Source organism: Bradyrhizobium sp. AZCC 2230, from assembly GCF_036924495.1.
GTDB lineage: Bacteria > Pseudomonadota > Alphaproteobacteria > Rhizobiales > Xanthobacteraceae > Bradyrhizobium > Bradyrhizobium rifense.
This window is the reverse complement of sequence record NZ_JAZHRS010000001.1, coordinates 3,903,100-3,923,736: the sequence shown is the minus strand read 5'-3', so window position 1 is coordinate 3,923,736 and position 20,637 is coordinate 3,903,100. Positions and strand designations below refer to the sequence as shown.

Here is a 20,637-nt window from a genome sequence, read left to right as displayed (position 1 = left end):
TCGAGCGAAGTGGATCTCGGTTCGCATAGCAATCAAGTTTACGCAGATTGCGTAGACTTACCCCCACAACCCCCGTCTACTGTGCATGGGGTTGTTTTCGCGGTTCTGGTTTTGAGTGAGGCTAGCCGGCGCCTAACGCGACCGCGACGTTGTACGTCAAAAGGCTTGCGGCATAGGCCAGCACCAGCATGTAGGCGAAGGTCGCCGCCATCCAGCCCCAGCTTCCGGTCTCGCGCCGGATCACGGCGAGCGTCGAGGCGCATTGCGGGGCGAAGATGTACCAGGCGAGCATCGACAGCGCGGTCGCGAGCGACCATTTCGTCGCCAGCACCTGGCCGATCTGCTCGGCCGCTTCCTTGCCGCCCTCGATCGCATAGACGGTGCCGAGGGCTGCGACCGCGACCTCGCGTGCCGCCATGCCCGGGATCAGCGCGACTGCGATCTGCCAGTTGAAGCCGACGGGCGCGAGCAGCGGCTCGAGCGCCTTGCCGATGATGGCGGCGAGGCTGAAGTCGATCGCGGGCTCGGTCGCGCCCGCGGGCGGTTGCGGGAACGAGGCCAGAAACCAGATCAGCACCATCATCGAGAAGATCGTGGTGCCGGCGCGCTGCAGGAACATTTTTGCGCGGGTGAAGATGCCGATCGCGATCGATTTCAACCTGGGCATCTTGTAGTCCGGCAGCTCCAGCATGAACGGCGCCGGCGCATAGTCGCGCAGCATGAAGAATTTGATCAGGAACGAGACAATCAGCGCGCTGGTGATGCCGGCCGCATAGAGGCCGAACATCACGAGGCCCTGCAGGTTGATGAAGCCCCAGACGTCCTTGGCCGGAATGAAGGCCGAGATGATCAGCGTGTAGACCGGAATGCGCGCCGAGCAGGTCATCAGCGGCGCGATCAGGATCGTGGTCAGCCGGTCGCGCTTGTTGTCGATGACGCGCGTCGCCATGATGCCGGGGATGGCGCAGGCAAAGCTCGACAGCAGCGGAATGAAGGCGCGGCCGTGGAGCCCCGCGCCGCCCATGATGCGGTCCATCAGGAACGCGGCGCGCGCCATGTAGCCGAAATCTTCCAGCAGCAGGATGAACAGGAAGATGATGATGATCTGCGGCAGGAACACGATGACGCTGCCGACGCCCGAGATCACGCCGTTCTGCAGGAAGCTCTGCACCAGGCCTTCGGGCAGGGTGGCGTGGACGACGTCGCCGAGTGCGTCGAAGCCCGATTGCAGCAGCTCCATCAGCGGCTGCGCCCAGGCGAACACCGCCTGGAACATCACGAACAGGATCAGCGCGAGCACGATGAGCCCGCCGACCGGATGCAGCACGATCGCATCGATCCGGGCGGTCCAGGTGTCGGGGCTAGCAGGCAGGCTGACGCAGTCCGAGATAATGCGGTCGGCCTCGCGCTGGGTCGCGCGCAATTCGGCGACGCTGAGCGCGCGCCAGCTGTTCTCGGCAGGCTCAGTGGCGAGCCTGGCCGAGATCTCGTCGGTCAGCGCCAACAGATCGGCCGTGCCGCCCTTGCGCACTGCGATCGAGGTGACCACGGGGACGCCGAGCTCCTTGGCGAGCCGCTCGACGTCGACCGAGATGCCGCGGCGGTTCGCGATGTCGAACATGTTGAGCACGAGGATCATCGGCCGGCCGGTGCGCTTCAGCTCGAGCAGCAGGCGGATGGTCAGGCGCAGATTGGTGGAGTCGGCCACACACAGCACGAGGTCGGGCACGGTCTCGCCGGAGGCCTTGCCGAGCACGAAGTCGCGGGTGATCTCCTCGTCCGGGCTGCGGCCGCGCAGCGAATAGGTGCCGGGCAGGTCGACGACGGAGACCTGGCGCCCCAAGGGCGTAACGAAAAAACCTTCCTTGCGCTCGACGGTGACGCCCGGATAGTTCGCCACCTTCTGCCGGCTGCCGGTCAGGGCATTGAACAGCGAGGTCTTGCCGCTGTTGGGCGTGCCGACCAGGGCGAGATGCAGAAGAGGTAATTCCATGGAATCAGATGTCCGGCCGCGATCTCAGGCGACGATGATGGCCATGGCCTCGCGGCGACGCACCGCGATGGTGATGTTGTCGACACGAACGGCGATCGGGTCGCGCCCGACCAGCCCCTCGTGCAGGACCTCGACCCGGGCGCCCTCGACGAAGCCGAGCTCGATCAGCCGGCTCTCGAGCTCGATGTCCGAGAGTGCCGAGCTCGCGTCCTTGGCGGAGAGGTGCTGAATGACGCCGGTATAGCCGCGCTGGGCCAGGCCCAGCGGCATCTCGCGGCGCGTATCATGGGTGTCGGTCATGCCCTGTATTTTCAACGCAGGGCATGGAGGTCAAGCGCGCACGCTCGCCTAAACTGCACCTTAGAGCGATTTTAAAGTGCAGATCACGAAGCCGTGGGCGGAGCGCCTCGGCGCTACTGCGCCGGGACCTTCTCCGGCTGGACGGCGGCCATGGCTCGGCTCTTGAAGTAGTCGAGCACGAACAGACGGATCGCCGAGGACAGATTGCCCTGTTGGCGGCCGCCGTCGATCTCGCCGACGAGCTCGGACAGCGTCATGTTGCGCAGGCCCGAGATCTCCTTCATGCCGTTCCAGAACGCCTCTTCCAGGCTGACGCTGGTCTTGTGGCCGGCGACCACGATCGAACGCTTCACGACGGGCGACTTCATGGCTGCTCCTCGCGATCGATCCGGTGCTGGTCCAGATGCGCCTTCGCCTGGTCCGCCTGCTTCTCCTCCGACGATCGCTCGGCCTTCGTGCGGCCGAACTTCGTTCGGTTGGCGTCCGCCTGCTTCGCCGAGGCTTCCCGCTCGGCGCGCTTCCTGAAACGATTCAGGTTGATGACGTTCCCCATGCCGCGTCTCCATCATCCGCTCCTCTTCAGGCTGGATGAAACTTCCAGAAACAGGGCGCCGCGTTGCGCCTTACAAGACTTGATCGTCATTCGCTCGTCCTCGTCAATCGGCCTGTCGGCCATCAAACGATGAATTTCGCCCCGTCAAGGGCAGAGGACGCTTGCGTCGCACGCGTCCCCGTCGCCACATTGACGGTAATCAAATCCTGCCCGTTTAGCCTCATATTTATGAGCCTTAAGGCTCCGTATCACTACGGATGACTATCGGAATTCGGAATTCGTCATCCGGGCCTCGTCATCTTCTCCGGCTGCACCAGGCGGTCGAACTCGTCGGCCGAGACGAAGCCGAGCCGCAGCGCCTCTTCCTTCAGCGTGGTGCCGTTGGCATGCGCGGTCTTGGCCACCTTGGCTGCGTTGTCGTAGCCGATCTTCGGCGCGAGCGCGGTCACCAGCATCAGCGAACGCTCCATCAACTCCTTGATGTGCTTTTCGTCGGCGCGAATGCCGCTGACGCAATGCTCGGTGAAGGAGCGCGCGGCGTCCGCCATCAGGCGGATCGAGTGCAGCATGTTGTAGGCGAGCACGGGCTTGTAGACGTTGAGCTCGAAATGGCCCTGGCTGCCGGCGACCGTGATCGCGGTGTGATTGCCGAACACCTGGCAGCACACCATGGTCATCGCCTCGCACTGCGTCGGATTGACCTTGCCCGGCATGATCGATGAGCCCGGCTCGTTCTCCGGCAGGATCAATTCGCCGAGGCCCGAGCGCGGGCCTGATCCGAGCAGGCGGATGTCGTTGGCGATCTTGAACAGGCCTGTCGCGACGGAATTGATGGCGCCGTGTGCCAGCACATAGGCGTCGTTCGAGGCCAGCGCCTCGAATTTGTTGGCGGCGCTGGTGAAGGGAAGTTTCGTGATCCCGGCGACGTGCTTTGCAAACAGCTTTGCGAAGCGCGGCTTGGAGTTGAGGCCGGTGCCGACGGCGGTGCCGCCCTGCGCCAGGGGATAAAGGTCCTTCACCGCGACCTTGAGCCGCGCGATGCCGCTCTCGACCTGCGCGGCATAGCCGGAGAATTCCTGGCCGAGCGTCAGCGGCGTCGCATCCTGGGTGTGGGTGCGGCCGATCTTCACGATCTTGGCGAACTCCTTCTCCTTCTTGCGCAGCGCGCTGTGCAATTCGCCGAGCGCGGGGACGAGATCGGCGGTGACGCGGCTTGCGGCCGCAATGTGCATTGCGGTTGGGAAAGAGTCGTTCGACGACTGGCTCATGTTGACGTGGTCGTTGGGATGCACCGGCTTCTTGGTTCCGAGCTCGCCGCCGAGCAGCTCGTTGGCGCGGTTGGCGATGACCTCGTTGAGGTTCATGTTGCTCTGGGTGCCCGAGCCGGTCTGCCACACGACCAGCGGAAAATGATCGTCGAGCTTGCCCTCGATCACCTCGTGCGCGGCGCGGATGATGGCGTTGGCGCGGCGCTTGTCGAGCAGGCCGAGCTCGAGGTTGGACTGTGCGGCTGCAAGCTTGACGATGCCGAGCGCATGCACGAGCGAGATCGGCATGCGGTCGATGCCGATACGGAAGTTCTGGCGCGAGCGTTCGGTCTGCGCCCCCCAATAGCGATCGGCGGGGACCTCGATGGGACCGAAACTGTCGGTCTCGATGCGGGTCGCGGGGCGGGCGGTCTTCGCAGCTTTGGCCATGAGCACATCCATTCTGCCGCGCGAAACGCCGCACGGCCTCTTCATGTGCTCTTCTATATAGGGAGTTTGGCCGGGCGCGACGGTCTCGCGGCCAGCCTAGATCATTTCTTGCGGAAACGATCGAGCCGCACGACCTCGGCGCCGCCCTGGTTCGGCGGGGTCGGCTCCTCCGCAGTCTCTGTCGTCTCGGTGGCTAGCGCGGGTGCCACGACGGCTGAAGGGGCCGGGGTCGCCGGCAAATTCTCGCCCGCCACCTCGGCGACATCAGATGTGTCGAACTGGAGGCCGAACTTCACGGACGGATCGAGGAAGCTCTTGATGGCGCTGAACGGCACGATCAGCCGCTCCGGGATGCCGCCGAAGGACAGGCCGACCTCGAAGCGGTCCTCGAGCACGGTCAGGTCCCAGAACTGGTGCTGGAGGATGATCGTCATCTCTTCCGGATATTGCGCCAGCAGCCGCGACGAGATCTTCACGCCCTCGGCCTTCGAGACGAAGGTGATGAAGAAATGATGCTCGCCCGGCAGGCCATGGGCCGCGGCGTCGGTCAGCACCTTGCGCAGCACGCCGCGCAGCGCGTCGCGGGCCAGCACATCGTATCGGATATGATCGGTCGCCATGGTGGTCCTGTTGCATTCCAGGAGACGGGCCCTGCCGGCCCGACTCGCCAAGCCGCAATAGTACCGCGCCTGACGGGTCAGCAGGAGTCCCCGCCGGGAAGGAAATCAAAGGTAAGTGGAGGCTTCTGTTGCCAGGTGCCTCCGAACCCCGCCTAACGGAGCTTAACCCGTTAGGACTTCAGAATGGTCTTTCAAACTGCGTTACGCAGCCTGAGCAACCGGAGCAAAGTTGTCGTTGGCAACTATTGCATAGCCCGATAACGGCGGAACAATACCGGGAAAAAGTTCGCCCTTTACGCCCTCGTCGATCCTATTTCGCCCCCGCCGAAGCTCACTTGTCAGTGGGCCAAGCCCGCCGAACGATGAGCTTTGGTGGAGGCGCCGGGTACCGCCCCCGGGTCCGAATGGTTTATTGCGACGACCGTTTATTTCCATAGCCGGCGAACCGGCACCCCCAATATAGGGGGCAAAGGTTTAGAAAGACAGGGGTTTGGCGCGACCGGGCCGAGTTCCCTTTGGATAGATTCCGACCGGCCTTCTGTCTGATCTTGGCCCCGCCGCGGACCGCGTTCTAAGCTGTTGGGATGTCCCCGCATTCAGCACCGGCCGCCCAAGAGCCGGATCCTCTACCAACTCACGCTCCTCCGCCCGGCTTGATCGCGCTCTTCCTGGCCTTTGCCCGGATGTCGCTGGCCGGTTTCGGCGGGGTCCTGGTGTTCGCCCGGCACGCCATTGTCGATCAGCATCGCTGGATGACCGCTGACGAGTTCAACGAGACCTTTGCGCTCTGCCATTTCCTGCCCGGGCCCAACATCGTCAATCTGTCGATGGTGTTCGGCTCGCGACTGCGCGGCATCGCCGGCGGTGTCGCGGCCTTCACCGGGCTGTTGCTGCCGCCGACGCTGATCATGACTTTGCTCGCGATCGTCTACGCCCGGTTCGGCGACGTGGAGGTGCTGCGTCGTATTCTCGCAGGCATCTCCTGCGCCGCGGTCGGCCTGCTGATCGCGGTGGTGTTTCGCATGATGACGCCGCTGCTCAAGCGGATGGACGCCGTCGTGCTCATCCTGATGCTCGGCGTGTTCACAGCTATCGGCGTGTTTCGCTGGCCGTTGCAGGCGGTGCTGCTGGTCGCGATCCCGCTCAGCATCGGCGTCACATCTGTGATGCGACGGAAGGTAGCAGCATGAGCAGCGAGAACCCGATCTGGGCGCTGATCTCCACCTTTGGTCTAATGTCCTTATTCGCTGTCGGCGGAGCCGCAGCCGCGGTACCCGAGATGCACCGCATCGCGGTCGATGTGCATCACTGGATGACCGACAAGCAGTTCGCCGACGCCTATGCGATCGCACAGCTCTCGCCAGGTCCCAACGTGCTTATCGTCACGTTAATCGGCTATGCCGTGGCCGGCATTCCCGGTGCGCTGGCCGCAACGCTGGCGATGTGCCTGCCGACGGCGCTGCTTGCCTATTATGTCAGCCGATTGCTGAACCGGCCGAGCCAGTCGCGGTGGCCCGGCCTGATCCAGGCTGCACTGGTTCCGCTGTCGATCGGATTGATGGCGGCGAGTGCTCTGATCCTGGCACAGTCGACCGATCGCAATATTGCTGCGCTGCTCCTGACGGCAACGGTTGCAGTGATCGCCTCCGTCTCGCGCATCAATCCGCTGTGGCTTCTGCTCGCAGGGGGCGTGTTGGGTTTTGCTGGCATTGTGTGATGAAAATCGCTAGGCAATGATCCGGGCCGGGGATCCCTTCCAGCCGATTAGAACAACAGTACTCGTGACTTACAGGTCGCGGAGGAGACATGCATGGCCGACACAATGGGCCACTCGGCGACGACAGCCACACGAAACAAATCGGTGGTGATCGGCTTCTGCCTGCTGGCGCTCGCGCCGCAGATTTTCGAATTGATCTGGTCGATCGGGACGATCTTCGGTTGGGGCGCTGGGCGCGGCCCAATCCAGGTCGTGGCCGCACATGCGGCGGCGCTGGTCGCGGGCGCCCCCGCCGGTTTGCTCGCCGCTGCCGGCGGTGACACCAAGAAGGCGTCATCGGATGTGCTGCTGGCGCTGATCTATTCCTATCCGCTGTTTGCGGTGGCCATCCTCACGATCTTCATGACGATCCGGTCGGCACAGGACTATGTCGGTGGCATCGTCCTGATGGCGCTCGCTCTGTTCGCCCTATGGGCCTCGAGCGATTTGCAGGGGATGCGCGGCTTCTCCTTTGGCGCTGGCACGGCGCCGCGGATGTTCGGCGGGCTTCTGGTCGCGCTTGGCGCCGGCATCGCCTTGACCGGGCTGTTGTCCGATGGACCGGCGATGGCACATTATTCCTGGCGCGGGCCGCTGTTCGTGATGGCCTCGATCGTCTTCTTCGCCCTCGCGATCCGTCCGCTTGGGGTCGTGGTTTCGGCGTTCGTGAGCTTCCTGATCGCAGCGATGGGGACGCATGAGACGCGCTGGATCGAAACGATCATCGTCGGCGCCTGCCTGACGCTCGGCTGCGCACTTCTATTTCCCTACGTGCTCGGGCTACCGATGCCGATGTTCCCGCGTTTCCTGGCTCAGTGAGGCTGTCATGGAGCTTTTTGCCAACCTCGCTCACGGTTTTGCCGTCGCATTCTCTCCGATCAATCTTTTGATGTGCCTGATCGGCGCCCTCGTCGGCACGCTGGTCGGCGTGCTGCCGGGCATCGGCACCATCGCGACCGTCGCGATGCTACTGCCGATCACTTTTGGACTGCCGCCGGTCGGCGCGCTGATCATGCTCGCCGGCATCTATTACGGCGCACAATATGGCGGCTCGACCACGTCGATCCTGGTCAACATACCCGGCGAAGCGACGTCGGTGGTCACCGCCATCGACGGCCACGCGATGGCAAAGCAGGGCCGCGCCGGCCCGGCGCTGGCGATCGCCGCGATCGGCTCGTTCTTCGCCGGATGCGTCGCGACCGTCCTCATCGCCGTGCTCGGCGCGCCACTCACAAAACTCGCGCTGGCGTTCGGTCCGGCGGAGTACTTCTCGCTGATGGTGCTCGGCCTGATTTTCGCGGTCGTGCTGGCCAAGGGCTCGGTGCTGAAGGCGATCGCGATGATCGTGTTCGGCCTGCTGCTATCGATGGTCGGCTCGGACATCGAGACCGGCGCTTCGCGCATGGCCTTCAACATTCCGGAGCTTGCCGACGGTCTCGGCTTTGCGACGGTAGCGATGGGCGTGTTCGGCTTTGCCGAGATCATCCGCAATCTCGACGCCGGTGCCGAGATGAACCGCGATCTCGTGCAGCAGAAGATCACCGGCCTGATGCCGACCAGGAAAGACCTGATCGACTCGACGCCTGCGATCCTGCGCGGCACCGTGCTCGGCTCGATCCTCGGCATTTTGCCGGGTGGCGGCGCGGTGATCGCGTCGTTTGCGGCCTATACGCTCGAGAAGAAGCTCGCCAAGGACCCGTCGCGGTTTGGTCGCGGTGCGATCGAGGGTGTGGCGGCACCGGAAAGCGCCAACAACGCAGCCGCGCAGACCTCCTTCATCCCGCTGCTCACCCTCGGCATCCCGCCGAACGCGGTGATGGCGCTGATGGTCGGTGCGATGACCATTCATGGTATCGTGCCGGGCCCGCAGGTGATGCAGAAGCAGCCGGACCTCGTCTGGGGCATGATCGCCTCGATGTGGATCGGCAATCTGATGCTGATCATCATCAACCTGCCGCTGGTCGGCATCTGGGTTCGCCTGCTGCGCGTGCCGTACCGGCTGATGTTCCCCTCGATCGTGATCTTCTGCGCGATCGGCATCTACTCGGTGAACAATGCGCCGGTCGACGTCATCCTCGCCGGCGTGTTCGGCCTGGTGGGCTACTGGCTGATCAAGCACGATTTCGAGCCGGCGCCGTTGCTGCTCGGCATGGTGCTCGGGCCGCTGATGGAAGAGAACCTGCGCCGCGCGCTGCTGATCTCGCGCGGCGACTGGACCGTGTTCCTGACGCGTCCGCTGTCGGCCGTGCTGCTCGCGATCGCGGCCTTCCTTCTGGTGCTCACGGTGTTGCCTTTCTTGCGGAGCAAGCGCGACGAGGTGTTCACCGAATCCGAGAATTGATTGCGTCGCGCCTGCGTCGGCATGTCCTGCGTCGGCGCGCCGCATTCGGAAGTCCAATCGACTTGTGTGACCTCTTCGTGAAATGAAAATGCCGGCCGTGAGGCCGGCATTTTTGTTTATGTCGGAGAGGATCGAGATGACGTCCATTCGCGCGCTCACGGGCGCATGTGCAGCCGTGCTCGCACCGCTGTGCGGCTTTGTCGCACCGGGCGAAGCGCAGACCTATCCGACGCGCAGCATCACCATGATCGTGCCGTTCGCGGCGGGCGGTCCGACCGACGTCGGCGCGCGCATCGTCACCTCGCACATGGCGCAGACGCTGGGGCAGAGCATCATCATCGAGAACGTGGTCGGCGCCGGCGGCACCACTGCGACCACGCGCGCCGCGCGCGCGGCCAATGACGGCTATACGCTGATCACCGGGCATATGGGCACGCACGCCGCCTCCGTGCCGCTCTATCCGAAGCTCGCCTACCATCCAGAGAAAGACTTCGAGCCGATCGCGCTGCTGGCGGGTACGCCGATCCTGATCCTGGCGCGCAAGGACTTTCCGCCGAAGGACCTCAAGGAGTTCGTCGCCTATGTGAAGGCGAACGCCGAGAAGGTGAACGCGGCGCACGCTGGCATCGGCTCGGTCTCGCATGTGTCCTGCGAGCTCCTGCATTCCATCCTTGACGTCAAGCCGGTCGACGTGCCCTTCAACGGCACTGGACCCGCGATGAACGCGCTGGTGGCGGGGCAGGTCGACTACATGTGCGACCAGATCGTCAACGCCGTGCCGCAGATCAACGCCGGCACCATCAAGGCCTATGCGATCGCAACGCCGGAACGCAATCCGTCGCTGCCGAACGTGCCGACGACGGCGGAAGCGGGCCTGCCCACATTCCAGGCTCAGGCCTGGAACGCGATGTTCGCGCCGAAGGGAACCTCGCCCGCGATCCTGGCGACCCTGAACGCCGCCGCCGTCAAGGCGCTCGACGACGAGACCGTCAAGAAGCGCCTGCTTGAGCTCGGTAGTGTTATCCCGGGTCCTGCGGACCGGACGCCGGAGGCGCTCGCCGCCCTCGTCAAATCCGAGATCGCGAAGTGGACCCCGGTGCTCAAGCCGGCAAGTTAAGCCAGCACAATCAAGCCGATAGGCGAGGGGTTGGACGCGAGTTCCGCCCCTTGTCGTTTAGGCCCGGAGCACTCACTTTTGCGGGTATAATCGGTGGAGGCAGCGAATCGCCGCTGTCGCAGCGCCGGGGGCGCCGTTAAGTTCGCCGCCTCCCCAAAGGCTCTATCGCACATGCACCAGTATCAGGACCTGCTCGAGCGGATTCTTTCAGACGGCGCCGAGAAGACGGATCGGACCGGTACCGGCACGCTGTCGGTGTTCGGCCATCAGATGCGCTTCAATCTGTCCGCCGGCTTCCCGATGCTGACCACCAAGCGACTGCCGCTGAAGGCGATCGTGCATGAGCTGCTGTGGTTCCTGAAGGGCGACACCAACATCAAATATCTGCGCGACAACGGCGTCACCATCTGGGACGAGTGGGCCGACGCCAATGGCGATCTCGGCCCGGTCTACGGTCATCAATGGCGTTCCTGGCCGGCGCCGGACGGCCGCAGCATCGACCAGATCGCTGACGTCGTCGACATGATCAAGCGCAATCCGGACTCACGCCGCCTGATCGTCTCGGCCTGGAATCCGGCCGAGGTCGACAAGATGGCGCTGCCGCCGTGTCACTGCCTGTTCCAGTTCTACGTCGCCAATGGCAAGCTGTCGTGCCAGCTCTATCAGCGCTCGGCGGACGTGTTTCTTGGGGTGCCCTTCAACATCGCCTCCTATGCGCTGCTCACGATGATGGTGGCACAGGTCACCGGCCTAAAGCCCGGGGACTTCGTGCATTCGTTCGGCGACACCCATCTCTATTCCAACCATCTGGAGCAGGCGCGACTGCAGCTCACGCGCGCGCCGCGTGCGCTGCCGGTGATGCGGATCAATCCCGACGTGAAGGACATCTTCTCCTTCCACTACGAGGATTTCGAACTCGTCGGCTACGATCCGCATCCGCATATCAAGGCGGCAGTCGCGGTCTAGCGCCGATGTCGCTCAGCATTCGCCGCGCGCGTCCTGGCGAAGCCGGGCTCGTCCTTGATTTCGTCCGCGAGCTTGCCGAGTACGAAAAGCTCTCGCATGAGGTCGAGGCGACCGAGGCTGACATTGCAGACGCCTTGTTCGGCAGCGATCCGCGGCTGTTTTGTGCGCTTGCCGAGTGGAACGGCGAGCCGGTCGGCTTTGCGGTGTGGTTCCTGAATTTCTCGACCTTCAGCGGCCGCCACGGCATCTATCTCGAAGATTTGTATGTGCGGCCGTCGCATCGGGGCAAAGGCCTCGGCAAGGCGCTGCTGGTCTATCTGGCGAAGGAATGCGTCGACAATGGCTGGTCGCGCCTGCAATGGGCGGTGCTCGACTGGAACGCGCCGTCGATCGCGTTCTACCAATCGCTCGGCGCCGTGATGCTGGACGACTGGACGCTGTGCCGTGTCTCCGGTCCTGCGCTGACGCGGCTTGCAGGGAGCGCCTCCTGATGGAGATCGTCTTCGTCGTTGCGATTGCGGAGAACGGCATCATCGGGGCCGGCAACGGGATGCCCTGGCGATTGAAATCCGACATGGCGCGCTTCAAGGCGCTCACCATCGGCAAGCCCGTGATCATGGGGCGCAAGACCTTTGAATCCTTGCCCGGGCGTCGTCCGCTTCCGAACCGCACCAACATCGTGATCACGCGCGATGCGGCCTATCGCGCCGCCGGCGCTGTCGTCACGACGTCGGCCGTGGATGCCGGCGCGATTGCGCTTGGTGACGCCCTGCGGCGTTCAGCCGCTGAAATCGCGGTGATCGGCGGCGCCGAAATCTTCCGGCAATGGCTTGATCGTGCCGACCGCCTCGAGATCACGGAAGTCCACGCACGGCCCGATGGCGACACGCATTTCACGATCGACCAGGCGCAATGGGACGAGGTGGCGCGCGTCCGTCATCCGGCCGGTCCCGACGACAGCGCCGACTACTCCTATGTGACATATCGTCGGCGGGCGCCCCATTAACTGCATTCGCCAATGTTTACATTGACTTTTCCGCCCCCGAGCATAGCTCGTGGGTCGGTCAGGCTTGCGTTGTAAGGGTCCTTTCGGTCCCCTATAAAGCCGGGCCGGACAATGCGGGCCGGCTTTAGTTCTAGTCCCGGTCTGCCGAGGAGAGCGTCGAATGCCGTGGAAGAATCAGGGCGGTGGCCCGTGGGGCTCGGGTCCGAAAGGACCGTGGGGCACAGGTCCGCAACCGGTCGGGCCGAGGCCGCCGGATCTGGAGGACCTTCTGCGGCGTGGCCAGGACCGGCTGCAGCAGATCATGCCCGGTGGCTATTTCTCCGGCATCGGCATCACGCTGATCCTGCTTGTCGTCATCGCACTCTGGCTGTTGTCGGGCTTCTTCCGCGTGCAGTCCGAAGAGCAGGGCGTCGTGCTGCGCTTCGGCAAGCATGTGCGCACCGTGGATCCGGGCCTGAACTATCATCTGCCCTATCCGATCGAGACCGTGCTGCTGCCGAAGGCGCTGCGCGTGTCCACCATTTCCATCGGCATGACGCTGATCGACGATCCGGCCCGCCGCGGCCGCTCGATCCGTGACGTGCCGGAAGAGAGCCTGATGCTGACCGGCGACGAGAACATCGTCGATGTCGACTTCACCGTGCTGTGGCGCATCAAGCCCAACGGCGTCGGCAACTTCCTGTTCAACATCCAGAACCCCGAGGGCACCGTGAAGGCGGTCGCCGAAAGCGCGATGCGCGAGGTGATCGGCCGTTCCGACATCCAGCCGATCCTGACCGGAGCCCGGACGCAGACCGAGACCACCGTGCAGGATCTGATGCAGAGGACGCTCGACGGCTACGGCGCCGGCATCCAGATCACCCAGGTGCAGATGCAGAAGGTCGATCCGCCGGCACAGGTGATCGATGCTTTCCGCGACGTGCAGGCGGCGCGCGCCAATCTGGAGCAGCTGCAAAACGAAGCGCAGACTTATGCCAACAAGGTCGTGCCGGAAGCGCGCGGCAACGCGGCGCGGATTCTGCAGGCCGCCGAAGGCTACAAGGAGCAGGCAGTCGCCGAGGCCAAGGGCCAGAGCTCGCGCTTCCTGAAAGTGTACGAGGAATACAAGAAGGCGCCCGACGTGACGCGTGAACGGATTTATCTGGAGACGATGGAGCGCGTGCTCGGCGGCTCTGACAAGCTGATTTATGACGGTGGCGCCTCGGGCCAGGGCATCGTGCCCTATCTGCCGCTCAACGAATTGTCGGCGAAGCGGCCCACGACGACCGGCCAGCTGCCGAGCGGAGGCTCAAGATGAGGTCGCCCGTTACAGGCATCGTCGCGCTGCTTGCGGCGCTTCTGGTCGTGATTGTCGGCTACATGTCGTTGTTCACCGTGCAGCAGACCGAGCAGACCATCGTGCTGCAATTCGGCGCACCGGTGGACGTCGTCACTGACCCCGGGCTGCACTTCAAGGCGCCCTGGAACTCGGTGATCAACGTCGACAAGCGCATTCTCGACCTCGAGAACCCGTCGCAGGAGGTCATTGCCTCCGACCAGAAGCGGCTCGTGGTCGATGCCTTCGCGCGCTACCGCATCAAGGATGCGCTGCGCTTCTATCAGAGCGTCGGCTCGATCCAGGCCGCGAACCTCCAGCTCACCTCGCTCTTGAACGCTGCGCTGCGCCGCGTGCTCGGTGAGGTCAGCTTCATCACCGTGGTGCGTGATGAGCGCGAAAAGCTGATGGGGCGCATCCGCGAGCAGCTCGACCGCGAGGCCGGCGGTTACGGCATCGAGGTTGTCGACGTCCGCATTCGCCGCGCCGACCTGCCGGAACAGAACAGCCAAGCGGTGTACGACCGGATGAAGTCCGAGCGCCAGCGTGAGGCGGCCGAATTCCGCGCGCAGGGCGGCCAGAGGGCGCAGGAAACTCGTTCGAAGGCCGACCGCGATGTGACGGTGATCATTGCCGAAGCGAACTCGACCGCCGAGCAGACGCGCGGCGTGGGTGACGCCGAGCGCAACCGCCTGTTCGCCGAGGCCTATGGCAAGGATGCTGACTTCTTCGCCTTCTACCGGTCGATGACGGCCTATGAGACCGGACTGAAGAAGGATGACACCCGTTACCTGCTGCGGCCGGACTCGGATTTCTTCCGGTATTTTAGTAACCCGTCCGGCAAGACGGCGACCGAGACGCCGGCGAAACCGTAAGTTAGACAAGGGCGGCAGGTTTGGCCGCCCTTCGTCCAGACAAGAACAGCACCACGGGAGGTTCCAATCCGATGAGGTCCATTGCGTTCGCCGACTTCCTCATCGGCTTAGGCATCCTGTTCGTGCTGGAAGGCTTGATGTTCGCGGCCAGTCCGAACTGGATGCGCAAGGCCATGAAGAGCGCCATCGCCACGCCGGACAATATTCTGCGGGCGGTCGGGATTGGCTCGGCCGTGGCCGGCCTGATCCTGATCTGGGTGATGCGACGTCCGATCTAGTCGTCGCGCCAACGCCAAAGTGAAGGCGAGGGGCGGGTTTTCGCCGTATTATCCGGGTCTTGAGGCCCGTTAAGCTCCGCGCTTGCACCGTGCCCCCGTTCGAGCGCAGTCTTGAGGCCGAATCCTTTTTCTCTGGAGACCACAATGACCGCTGCCACCATTGTTCCGACCCGTTTGCGCCAACATGCGCGATTTGGGCTGGCCGCGCTCGCCATCGGCGCTTTCAGTGTGTTCGGCTCGCCGGCGCAGGCACGCGGACCGGAGGGCATCGCCGACGTCGCCGAGAAGGTGATCGACGCGGTCGTCAACATTTCGACCTCGCAGACAGTCGAGGCCAAGGGCGGCGGCGGCAGCAACACCATGCCGCAACTGCCGCCCGGCTCGCCGTTCGAGGAATTCTTCGACGACTTCTTCAAGAACCGCAAAGGCCCCGGCGGCGGCAGCAAGGGCGGCGATAACGGCAACGGCCCGCCGCGCAAGACCAACTCGCTCGGAAGCGGCTTCATCATCGACACCTCCGGCGTCGTCGTGACCAACAATCACGTCATCGCTGACGCCGACGAGATCAACGTCATTCTCAACGACGGCAGCAAGATCAAGGCTGAGCTGGTCGGTGTCGACAAGAAGACCGATCTTGCCGTCTTGAAGTTCAAGCCGCCGAAGCCGCTTGTTTCGGTGAAGTTCGGCGACTCCGACAAGCTGCGCCTGGGTGACTGGGTGGTGGCGATCGGCAACCCCTTCAGCCTCGGCGGCACGGTGACCGCGGGCATCGTCTCGGCCAAGAACCGCGACATCTCCTCAGGCCCCTATGACAGCTACATCCAGACCGACGCCGCCATCAATCGCGGCAATTCCGGTGGCCCGCTGTTCAACCTCGATGGCGACGTCGTCGGCGTCAACACCCTGATTATCTCGCCCTCCGGCGGCTCGATCGGCATCGGCTTCGCCGTGCCGTCGAAGACGGTCGCGGGCGTCGTCGATCAGCTCCGCCAGTTCGGCGAATTGCGTCGCGGCTGGCTTGGCGTGCGCATCCAGAGCGTCACCGACGAGATCGCCGAGAGCCTCAACATCAAGCCGGCGCGCGGCGCGCTGGTGGCAGGCGTCGACGACAAGGGCCCGGCCAGGCCGGCCGGGATCGAGCCGGGTGACGTCGTCGTCAAGTTCGACGGCAAGGACGTCAAGGACCCGAAGGACCTGTCCCGTGTCGTCGCCGACACCGCGGTCGGCAAGGAGGTCGACGTCATCATCATCCGCAAGGGCGAGGAGCAGACCAAGAAAGTCACGCTCGGCCGCCTGCAGGATCCCGACAAGGTGCAGGCCGCGGTGAAGACCGATGAGCCGCCGCCGGAGAAGCCGGTGACGCAGAAGGCGCTCGGCCTCGATCTCGCCGTGCTGAACAAGGATCTGCGCACGCGCTACAAGATCAAGGACACCGTCAAGGGCGTGGTCGTCACCAATGTCGATGCCAATTCGGACGCTGCCGAGAAGCGGCTCTCCGCCGGCGACGTCATCGTCGAAGTCGCCCAGGAAGCGGTCGCGAGCGGCGCCGACATCCAGAAGCGGGTCGACCAGCTCAAGAAGGACGGCAAGAAGTCCGTGCTGCTGCTGGTCTCCAATGGCGACGGCGAACTGCGGTTCGTGGCGCTGAGCGTGCAGTAGGGGCGTACAGTCCCGTAGGGTGGGCAAAGCGAAAGCGTGCCCCCCATTTCACTACCGTCGCAGCAAAAGTGGTGGGCACGGCGCAAGTGCGCCTTTGCCCACCCTACGGCTGCAGAGTGTGTAGGAACGATCGCAGAGGCTACGCCTCCACGAACTCCGCGCGCTTATACCCCTGCGCATACAGCAGTGCGGTGAGATCGCCGTGGTCGATCCGGGCCGCCGCGGCGGCCGCGACGGCCGGCTTGGCGTGATACGCTACACCGAGTCCTGCCGCCTGGATCATCGCGAGATCGTTGGCGCCGTCGCCGACGACGATGGAGTCGATGTCGTCGAGATCGAACGACTCCATCAAATCCACCAAGGTCGCGAGCTTCGCCGCGCGGCCCAAAATCGGCTCCTTCACTTCGCCGGTGAACTTGCCGTCGCGCACGACGAGCTCGTTGGCGCGGTTCTCCTGGAAGCCGATTTTTGCGGCGACCGCGCTGGTGAACAGGGTGAAGCCGCCGGAGACGAGGCAGGTATAGGCGCCGTGGGCGCGCATGGTCGCGACCAGTTCGCGGCCGCCCGCGGTCAGCGTGATGCGCTTGGCCAGCACTTCATCGACGACGCTGGCCGGGAGATCCTTCAGCAGCGCGACGCGCTCGCGCAGTGCCGGCTCGAACTCGATCTCGCCCCGCATCGCGCGTTCGGTGATGGCCGCTACATGCGCCTTCATCCCGACGAGAGCGGCGAGCTCGTCGATGCATTCCTGGCCGATCATGGTGGAATCCATGTCGGCGAGAAAAAGCTTCTTGCGCCGGACGCCGGCAGGCTGCACGACGATGTCGATGGGCAGATCGCCGCGAAGCTCGCGCAACCGCTCTTCGATGGCGTGACGGTCACCTTCGAGGTTACTGTCGGCGCCGAAGGGAATGTCGACCGCAACTCCGTCGAACAGCCAGTGCGCGGGTGCCGCTTGCGGCAGCACGGCGCGGGCGCCGTCGACGATGGTCGAGTCGAGGGCGGGATTGGCGGGATTGCAGATCAGCGTGGCGACGAGGGACATTTGAGGTTTTCGTGAGCGAGAGGCATTCGAGCAAGGCCGTGCTTATCGCAGGCCCGACCGCAAGCGGCAAGTCGGCGCTGGCGCTGGAGCTTGCGCTGAACGCGGGCGGAATCGTGATCAATGCCGATTCCATGCAGGTCTATCGCGACCTCCGTGTCATCACCGCGCGTCCCACGCAGGATGAGGAGGCGCGCAGTCCGCATCGCCTCTATGGCCATGTCGATGCGGCCGTGAACTTTTCCGCCGGCGCCTGGGTGGCTGACGCCGCGAAGGCGCTTGAAGAAGCGCGGGTCGAGGGCCGCCTGCCGATCTTCATCGGCGGCACCGGGCTGTATTTCAAGGCGCTGACGGCGGGTCTCTCGGTGGTGCCGCCGATCCCTGTGGACATACGTGAGGACGTACGTGCCCGGCTGGAGCGCAACGGCGTCGAGGCCCTGCATGCGGAACTCGCGCGCCGTGACCCGCGCGCAGCCGAGCGATTGAATCTCCGCGACCGGACGCGGATCGCGCGTGCGCTCGAAGTGGTCGAGGCGACCGGCCGTTCGCTGCTCGACTGGCATCATGAGGGCCAGCCGCCGCTGTTGCCGAAGGACAGTTTTCGCGCGGTGTTTCTCGCGCCCGAGCGCGACGAGCTCTATGCCCGCATCGACGCCCGTTTCGACGCCATGCTGGGCGCCGGTGCCCTGACCGAGGTCGAGCAACTGGCCGCCCGCGGCCTCGATCCGCTGCTGCCGGCCATGAAGGCCCATGGCGTGCCGGCCCTGATCCGCCATCTGCGCGGTGAGCTCAGCCTGGAGGAGGCCGCCACGATCGGCCGGGCCGACACCCGCCACTACGCCAAGCGGCAATTCACCTGGTTCCGGCACCAATTGCCGGAGTTCGACTGGGTGAAGCCGGGTGAGGCGAGGGGCTGGCTCGCAGCGGCCGCCGGCGCTGCGCGGGACCCACACTGACGTGCTTTTGTGCTCGGGCTCCCGCATTTACCTCTCGCCGAACCCCGGGAACACCGCTACACTGCTAAAATCGCGCGGGAACGGCTGCTTTGCCTTGACATCGAGGCTTTGGTCGTTATGTTTCGCGCAACCTTTGGGAAGCTGAGCGCCTGCCATGCGTAATATTATTACCAAACTCCTTATCGTCGTCGTAACCAGGCACACCGCCGGGGGTGGCTAGCTGCCATCCACATGACAGGCGGTGTGCAGGGTCCCTCTTCGGGGCCTTTTTTATTTCCCGAACCCGACACGAACCAAGCCGCTGACAACAGCGCATCCGGAGCAAGCCAATGAGCGACAAGAGCCACGATCCGAACCAGATGACCGGCGCAGCGATGATCGTCCGCGCGCTGATCGATCACGGCGTGACCGACATTTTCGGCTATCCCGGCGGCGCGGTGCTTCCGATCTACGACGAGATCTTCCAGCAGAGCGAAGTCCAGCACATCCTGGTCCGCCACGAGCAGGGCGCGGGCCACGCCGCAGAGGGCTACGCGCGCTCGACCGGCAAGCCCGGCGTTGCGCTGGTGACCTCCGGTCCCGGCGCCACCAACATGGTGACTCCGCTGACCGACGCGCTGATGGATTCGATCCCGCTGGTCTGCATCTCCGGCCAGGTGCCGACGCATCTGATCGGCAACGACGCATTCCAGGAATGCGACACCGTCGGCATCACGCGCCCCTGCACCAAGCACAATTGGCTGGTGCGCGACGTCAACGATCTCGCAAAAGTCCTGCACGAAGCCTTCTACGTTGCGACCACGGGCCGTCCGGGCCCGGTGCTCGTCGACGTTCCCAAGGACGTGCAGTTCGCGACCGGCACCTATCATCCGCCGCGCAAGTCCGACGTGCACCGCTCCTATGCGCCGCGCGTGAAGGGCGATGCGACGCAGATCCGCAAGGCCGTGTCGCTGCTCGCAGGCGCCAAGCGCCCGGTGATCTACAGCGGCGGCGGCGTCATCAATTCCGGACCTGAGGCCACCAAGCTGCTGCGCGAGTTGGTCGAGGTTACGGGTTTCCCGATCACGTCCACGCTGATGGGCCTGGGTGCGTATCCGGCGTCGGGCAAGAACTGGCTCGGCATGCTCGGCATGCACGGCACCTACGAAGCCAACATGACCATGCATGATTGCGACGTCATGCTGTGCGTCGGCGCGCGCTTCGACGACCGCATCACCGGCCGTGTCGATGCGTTCTCGCCGAACTCGAAGAAGATCCACATCGACATCGATCCGTCCTCGATCAACAAGAACATCCGCGTCGACGTGCCGATCATCGGCGATTGCGCCAACATCCTCGGCGACATTCTGCAGGTGTTCAAGGCCGAGGCGAAGAAGCCCGACATCAAGACCTGGTGGCAGCAGATCGCGCAGTGGCGCGCCCGCAACTCGCTCTATTACAAGAAGAGCAACGACGTCATCCTGCCGCAGCACGCGATCCAGAGCCTGTTCGAGGCGACACGCGGCAAGGACACCTACATCACGACCGAAGTCGGCCAGCATCAGATGTGGGCGGCGCAGTTCTACGGCTTCGAGCAGCCGCATCGCTGGATGACGTCGGGCGGTCTCGGCACCATGGGCTACGGCCTGCCGGCCGCGATCGGCGTGCAGGTGGCGCACCCGGATAGCCTGGTCATCGACATCGCGGGCGACGCCTCGGTGCAGATGACGATGCAGGAGATGTCGACGGCGGTTCAGTACGAGCTGCCGATCAAGATCTTCATCCTGAACAACCAGTACATGGGCATGGTGCGGCAGTGGCAGCAGTTGCTCCACGGCAACCGGTTGTCGCATTCTTACTCGGAGGCGCTGCCGGATTTCGTCAAGCTCGCGGAAGCCTATGGCGGCGTCGGCATCCAGGTGCACAAGCCTTCGGATCTCGACGGTGCCATCCAGGAGATGATCTCGGTCAAGCGTCCGGTGCTGTTCGACTGCCGCGTCGCCGCGCTGGAAAACTGCTTCCCGATGATCCCCTCCGGCAAGGCGCATAACGAGATGCTGCTGCCCGAGCAGGCCAACGACGAGGCGACAGCCAAGGCCTTCGCCGGCGGCAAGGCGCTGGTGTGAGCCGGTAGATCGATGACGCAGCAACGACGAGCGCGCCTTCTTCGCCTCTCCCCGCTTG

The 20,637-nt window shown here is 64.3% G+C and carries 21 protein-coding genes and 1 other RNA gene; 14 read left to right on the top strand and 8 right to left on the bottom strand.

From position 1 onward, the window contains the following. Positions 1–121: 121 nt before the first annotated feature. The 7 genes from feoB to ssrA all read right to left on the bottom strand — a co-directional run bounded on the left by feoB (position 122) and on the right by ssrA (position 5,652). The gene (gene feoB, locus V1280_RS18830; protein WP_334527081.1) at positions 122–1,993 is read right to left on the bottom strand and encodes a ferrous iron transporter B; all 1,872 of its coding nucleotides are present in this window, start codon (positions 1,991–1,993) and stop codon (positions 122–124) included. 24 nt (positions 1,994–2,017) lie between these two features. Further along, positions 2,018–2,293 carry a FeoA family protein gene (locus V1280_RS18825; RefSeq protein ID WP_148775844.1) on the bottom strand — a complete coding sequence of 92 codons (276 nt, stop codon included), beginning with the start codon at positions 2,291–2,293 and terminating at the stop codon, positions 2,018–2,020. Between the two features lie 113 nt (positions 2,294–2,406). Beyond that, positions 2,407–2,661: a ribbon-helix-helix domain-containing protein gene (locus V1280_RS18820; protein WP_148775845.1), complete on the bottom strand. Its 255-nt coding sequence runs from the start codon at positions 2,659–2,661 to the stop codon at positions 2,407–2,409. Further along, complete coding sequence (locus V1280_RS18815) at positions 2,658–2,846, bottom strand: DUF4169 family protein (RefSeq protein WP_254133305.1); 189 nt, start codon at positions 2,844–2,846, stop codon at positions 2,658–2,660. Before V1280_RS18815 ends, V1280_RS18820 begins: the two co-directional genes overlap by 4 nt. Before the next feature lie 281 nt (positions 2,847–3,127). Beyond that, positions 3,128–4,555, bottom strand: coding sequence for a class II fumarate hydratase (gene fumC / locus V1280_RS18810; protein WP_334538353.1), 1,428 nt, complete (start codon positions 4,553–4,555; stop codon positions 3,128–3,130). A gap of 89 nt (positions 4,556–4,644) precedes the next feature. Continuing rightward, positions 4,645–5,163 carry an SspB family protein gene (locus V1280_RS18805; protein WP_334527071.1) on the bottom strand — a complete coding sequence of 173 codons (519 nt, stop codon included), beginning with the start codon at positions 5,161–5,163 and terminating at the stop codon, positions 4,645–4,647. Between the two features lie 114 nt (positions 5,164–5,277). Continuing rightward, positions 5,278–5,652, bottom strand: a transfer-messenger RNA (tmRNA) gene (ssrA, locus tag V1280_RS18800). Between the two features lie 95 nt (positions 5,653–5,747). On the opposite strand from ssrA, the gene V1280_RS18795 reads away from it, so the two are divergent. The 12 genes from V1280_RS18795 (at position 5,748) to V1280_RS18740 (ending at position 16,476) form a co-directional block, all read left to right on the top strand. After that, a complete protein-coding gene (locus V1280_RS18795; RefSeq protein ID WP_334527069.1) occupies positions 5,748–6,353 on the top strand; it encodes a chromate transporter in 606 nt (201 codons plus the stop codon). Then, positions 6,350–6,880, top strand: a complete 531-nt coding sequence (locus V1280_RS18790) for a chromate transporter (RefSeq protein ID WP_148775849.1) — start codon at positions 6,350–6,352, stop codon at positions 6,878–6,880. The genes V1280_RS18795 and V1280_RS18790 overlap by 4 nt, the downstream gene beginning before the upstream one ends. Positions 6,881–6,973: 93 nt before the next feature. Next, complete coding sequence (locus V1280_RS18785; protein ID WP_334527063.1) at positions 6,974–7,738, top strand: tripartite tricarboxylate transporter TctB family protein; 765 nt, start codon at positions 6,974–6,976, stop codon at positions 7,736–7,738. Between the two features lie 7 nt (positions 7,739–7,745). Beyond that, complete coding sequence (locus V1280_RS18780) at positions 7,746–9,260, top strand: tripartite tricarboxylate transporter permease (protein WP_334527060.1); 1,515 nt, start codon at positions 7,746–7,748, stop codon at positions 9,258–9,260. A 136-nt stretch (positions 9,261–9,396) separates the two neighbouring features. Then, positions 9,397–10,377, top strand: a complete 981-nt coding sequence (locus V1280_RS18775) for a tripartite tricarboxylate transporter substrate binding protein BugD (protein ID WP_334527057.1) — start codon at positions 9,397–9,399, stop codon at positions 10,375–10,377. Between the two features lie 171 nt (positions 10,378–10,548). Then, the gene (locus V1280_RS18770) at positions 10,549–11,343 is read left to right on the top strand and encodes a thymidylate synthase (RefSeq protein WP_334527054.1); all 795 of its coding nucleotides are present in this window, start codon (positions 10,549–10,551) and stop codon (positions 11,341–11,343) included. Between the two features lie 5 nt (positions 11,344–11,348). Further along, entirely contained in the window at positions 11,349–11,834 is a 486-nt protein-coding gene (locus tag V1280_RS18765) for a GNAT family N-acetyltransferase (protein ID WP_334527051.1), read from the top strand. Further along, on the top strand, positions 11,834–12,349 hold the full coding sequence (locus tag V1280_RS18760) for a dihydrofolate reductase (RefSeq protein WP_334527048.1): 516 nt from the start codon (positions 11,834–11,836) through the stop codon (positions 12,347–12,349). Before V1280_RS18765 ends, V1280_RS18760 begins: the two co-directional genes overlap by 1 nt. A 160-nt stretch (positions 12,350–12,509) precedes the next feature. Then, a complete protein-coding gene (hflK, locus tag V1280_RS18755) occupies positions 12,510–13,646 on the top strand; it encodes an FtsH protease activity modulator HflK (protein ID WP_334527045.1) in 1,137 nt (378 codons plus the stop codon). Next, positions 13,643–14,539: a protease modulator HflC gene (gene hflC, locus V1280_RS18750; RefSeq protein WP_334527042.1), complete on the top strand. Its 897-nt coding sequence runs from the start codon at positions 13,643–13,645 to the stop codon at positions 14,537–14,539. Before hflK ends, hflC begins: the two co-directional genes overlap by 4 nt. 71 nt (positions 14,540–14,610) lie before the next feature. Beyond that, positions 14,611–14,817: a DUF2065 domain-containing protein gene (locus V1280_RS18745; RefSeq protein ID WP_057747247.1), complete on the top strand. Its 207-nt coding sequence runs from the start codon at positions 14,611–14,613 to the stop codon at positions 14,815–14,817. Between the two features lie 144 nt (positions 14,818–14,961). Beyond that, complete coding sequence (locus V1280_RS18740; RefSeq protein WP_334527033.1) at positions 14,962–16,476, top strand: Do family serine endopeptidase; 1,515 nt, start codon at positions 14,962–14,964, stop codon at positions 16,474–16,476. Between the two features lie 139 nt (positions 16,477–16,615). On the opposite strand, the gene serB is transcribed toward V1280_RS18740, so the two are convergent. Next, positions 16,616–17,521 carry a phosphoserine phosphatase SerB gene (serB, locus tag V1280_RS18735; protein ID WP_334527031.1) on the bottom strand — a complete coding sequence of 302 codons (906 nt, stop codon included), beginning with the start codon at positions 17,519–17,521 and terminating at the stop codon, positions 16,616–16,618. Between the two features lie 11 nt (positions 17,522–17,532). On the opposite strand from serB, the gene miaA reads away from it, so the two are divergent. Together miaA and V1280_RS18725 are read left to right on the top strand one after the other, a co-directional pair. After that, positions 17,533–18,474 (top strand): tRNA (adenosine(37)-N6)-dimethylallyltransferase MiaA, encoded by a 942-nt coding sequence (gene miaA / locus V1280_RS18730; RefSeq protein WP_334527028.1) that lies wholly within the window; start codon positions 17,533–17,535, stop codon positions 18,472–18,474. Positions 18,475–18,803: 329 nt separating this feature from the next. Then, on the top strand, positions 18,804–20,579 hold the full coding sequence (locus V1280_RS18725) for an acetolactate synthase 3 large subunit (protein WP_334527025.1): 1,776 nt from the start codon (positions 18,804–18,806) through the stop codon (positions 20,577–20,579). Positions 20,580–20,637 lie beyond the last annotated feature (58 nt).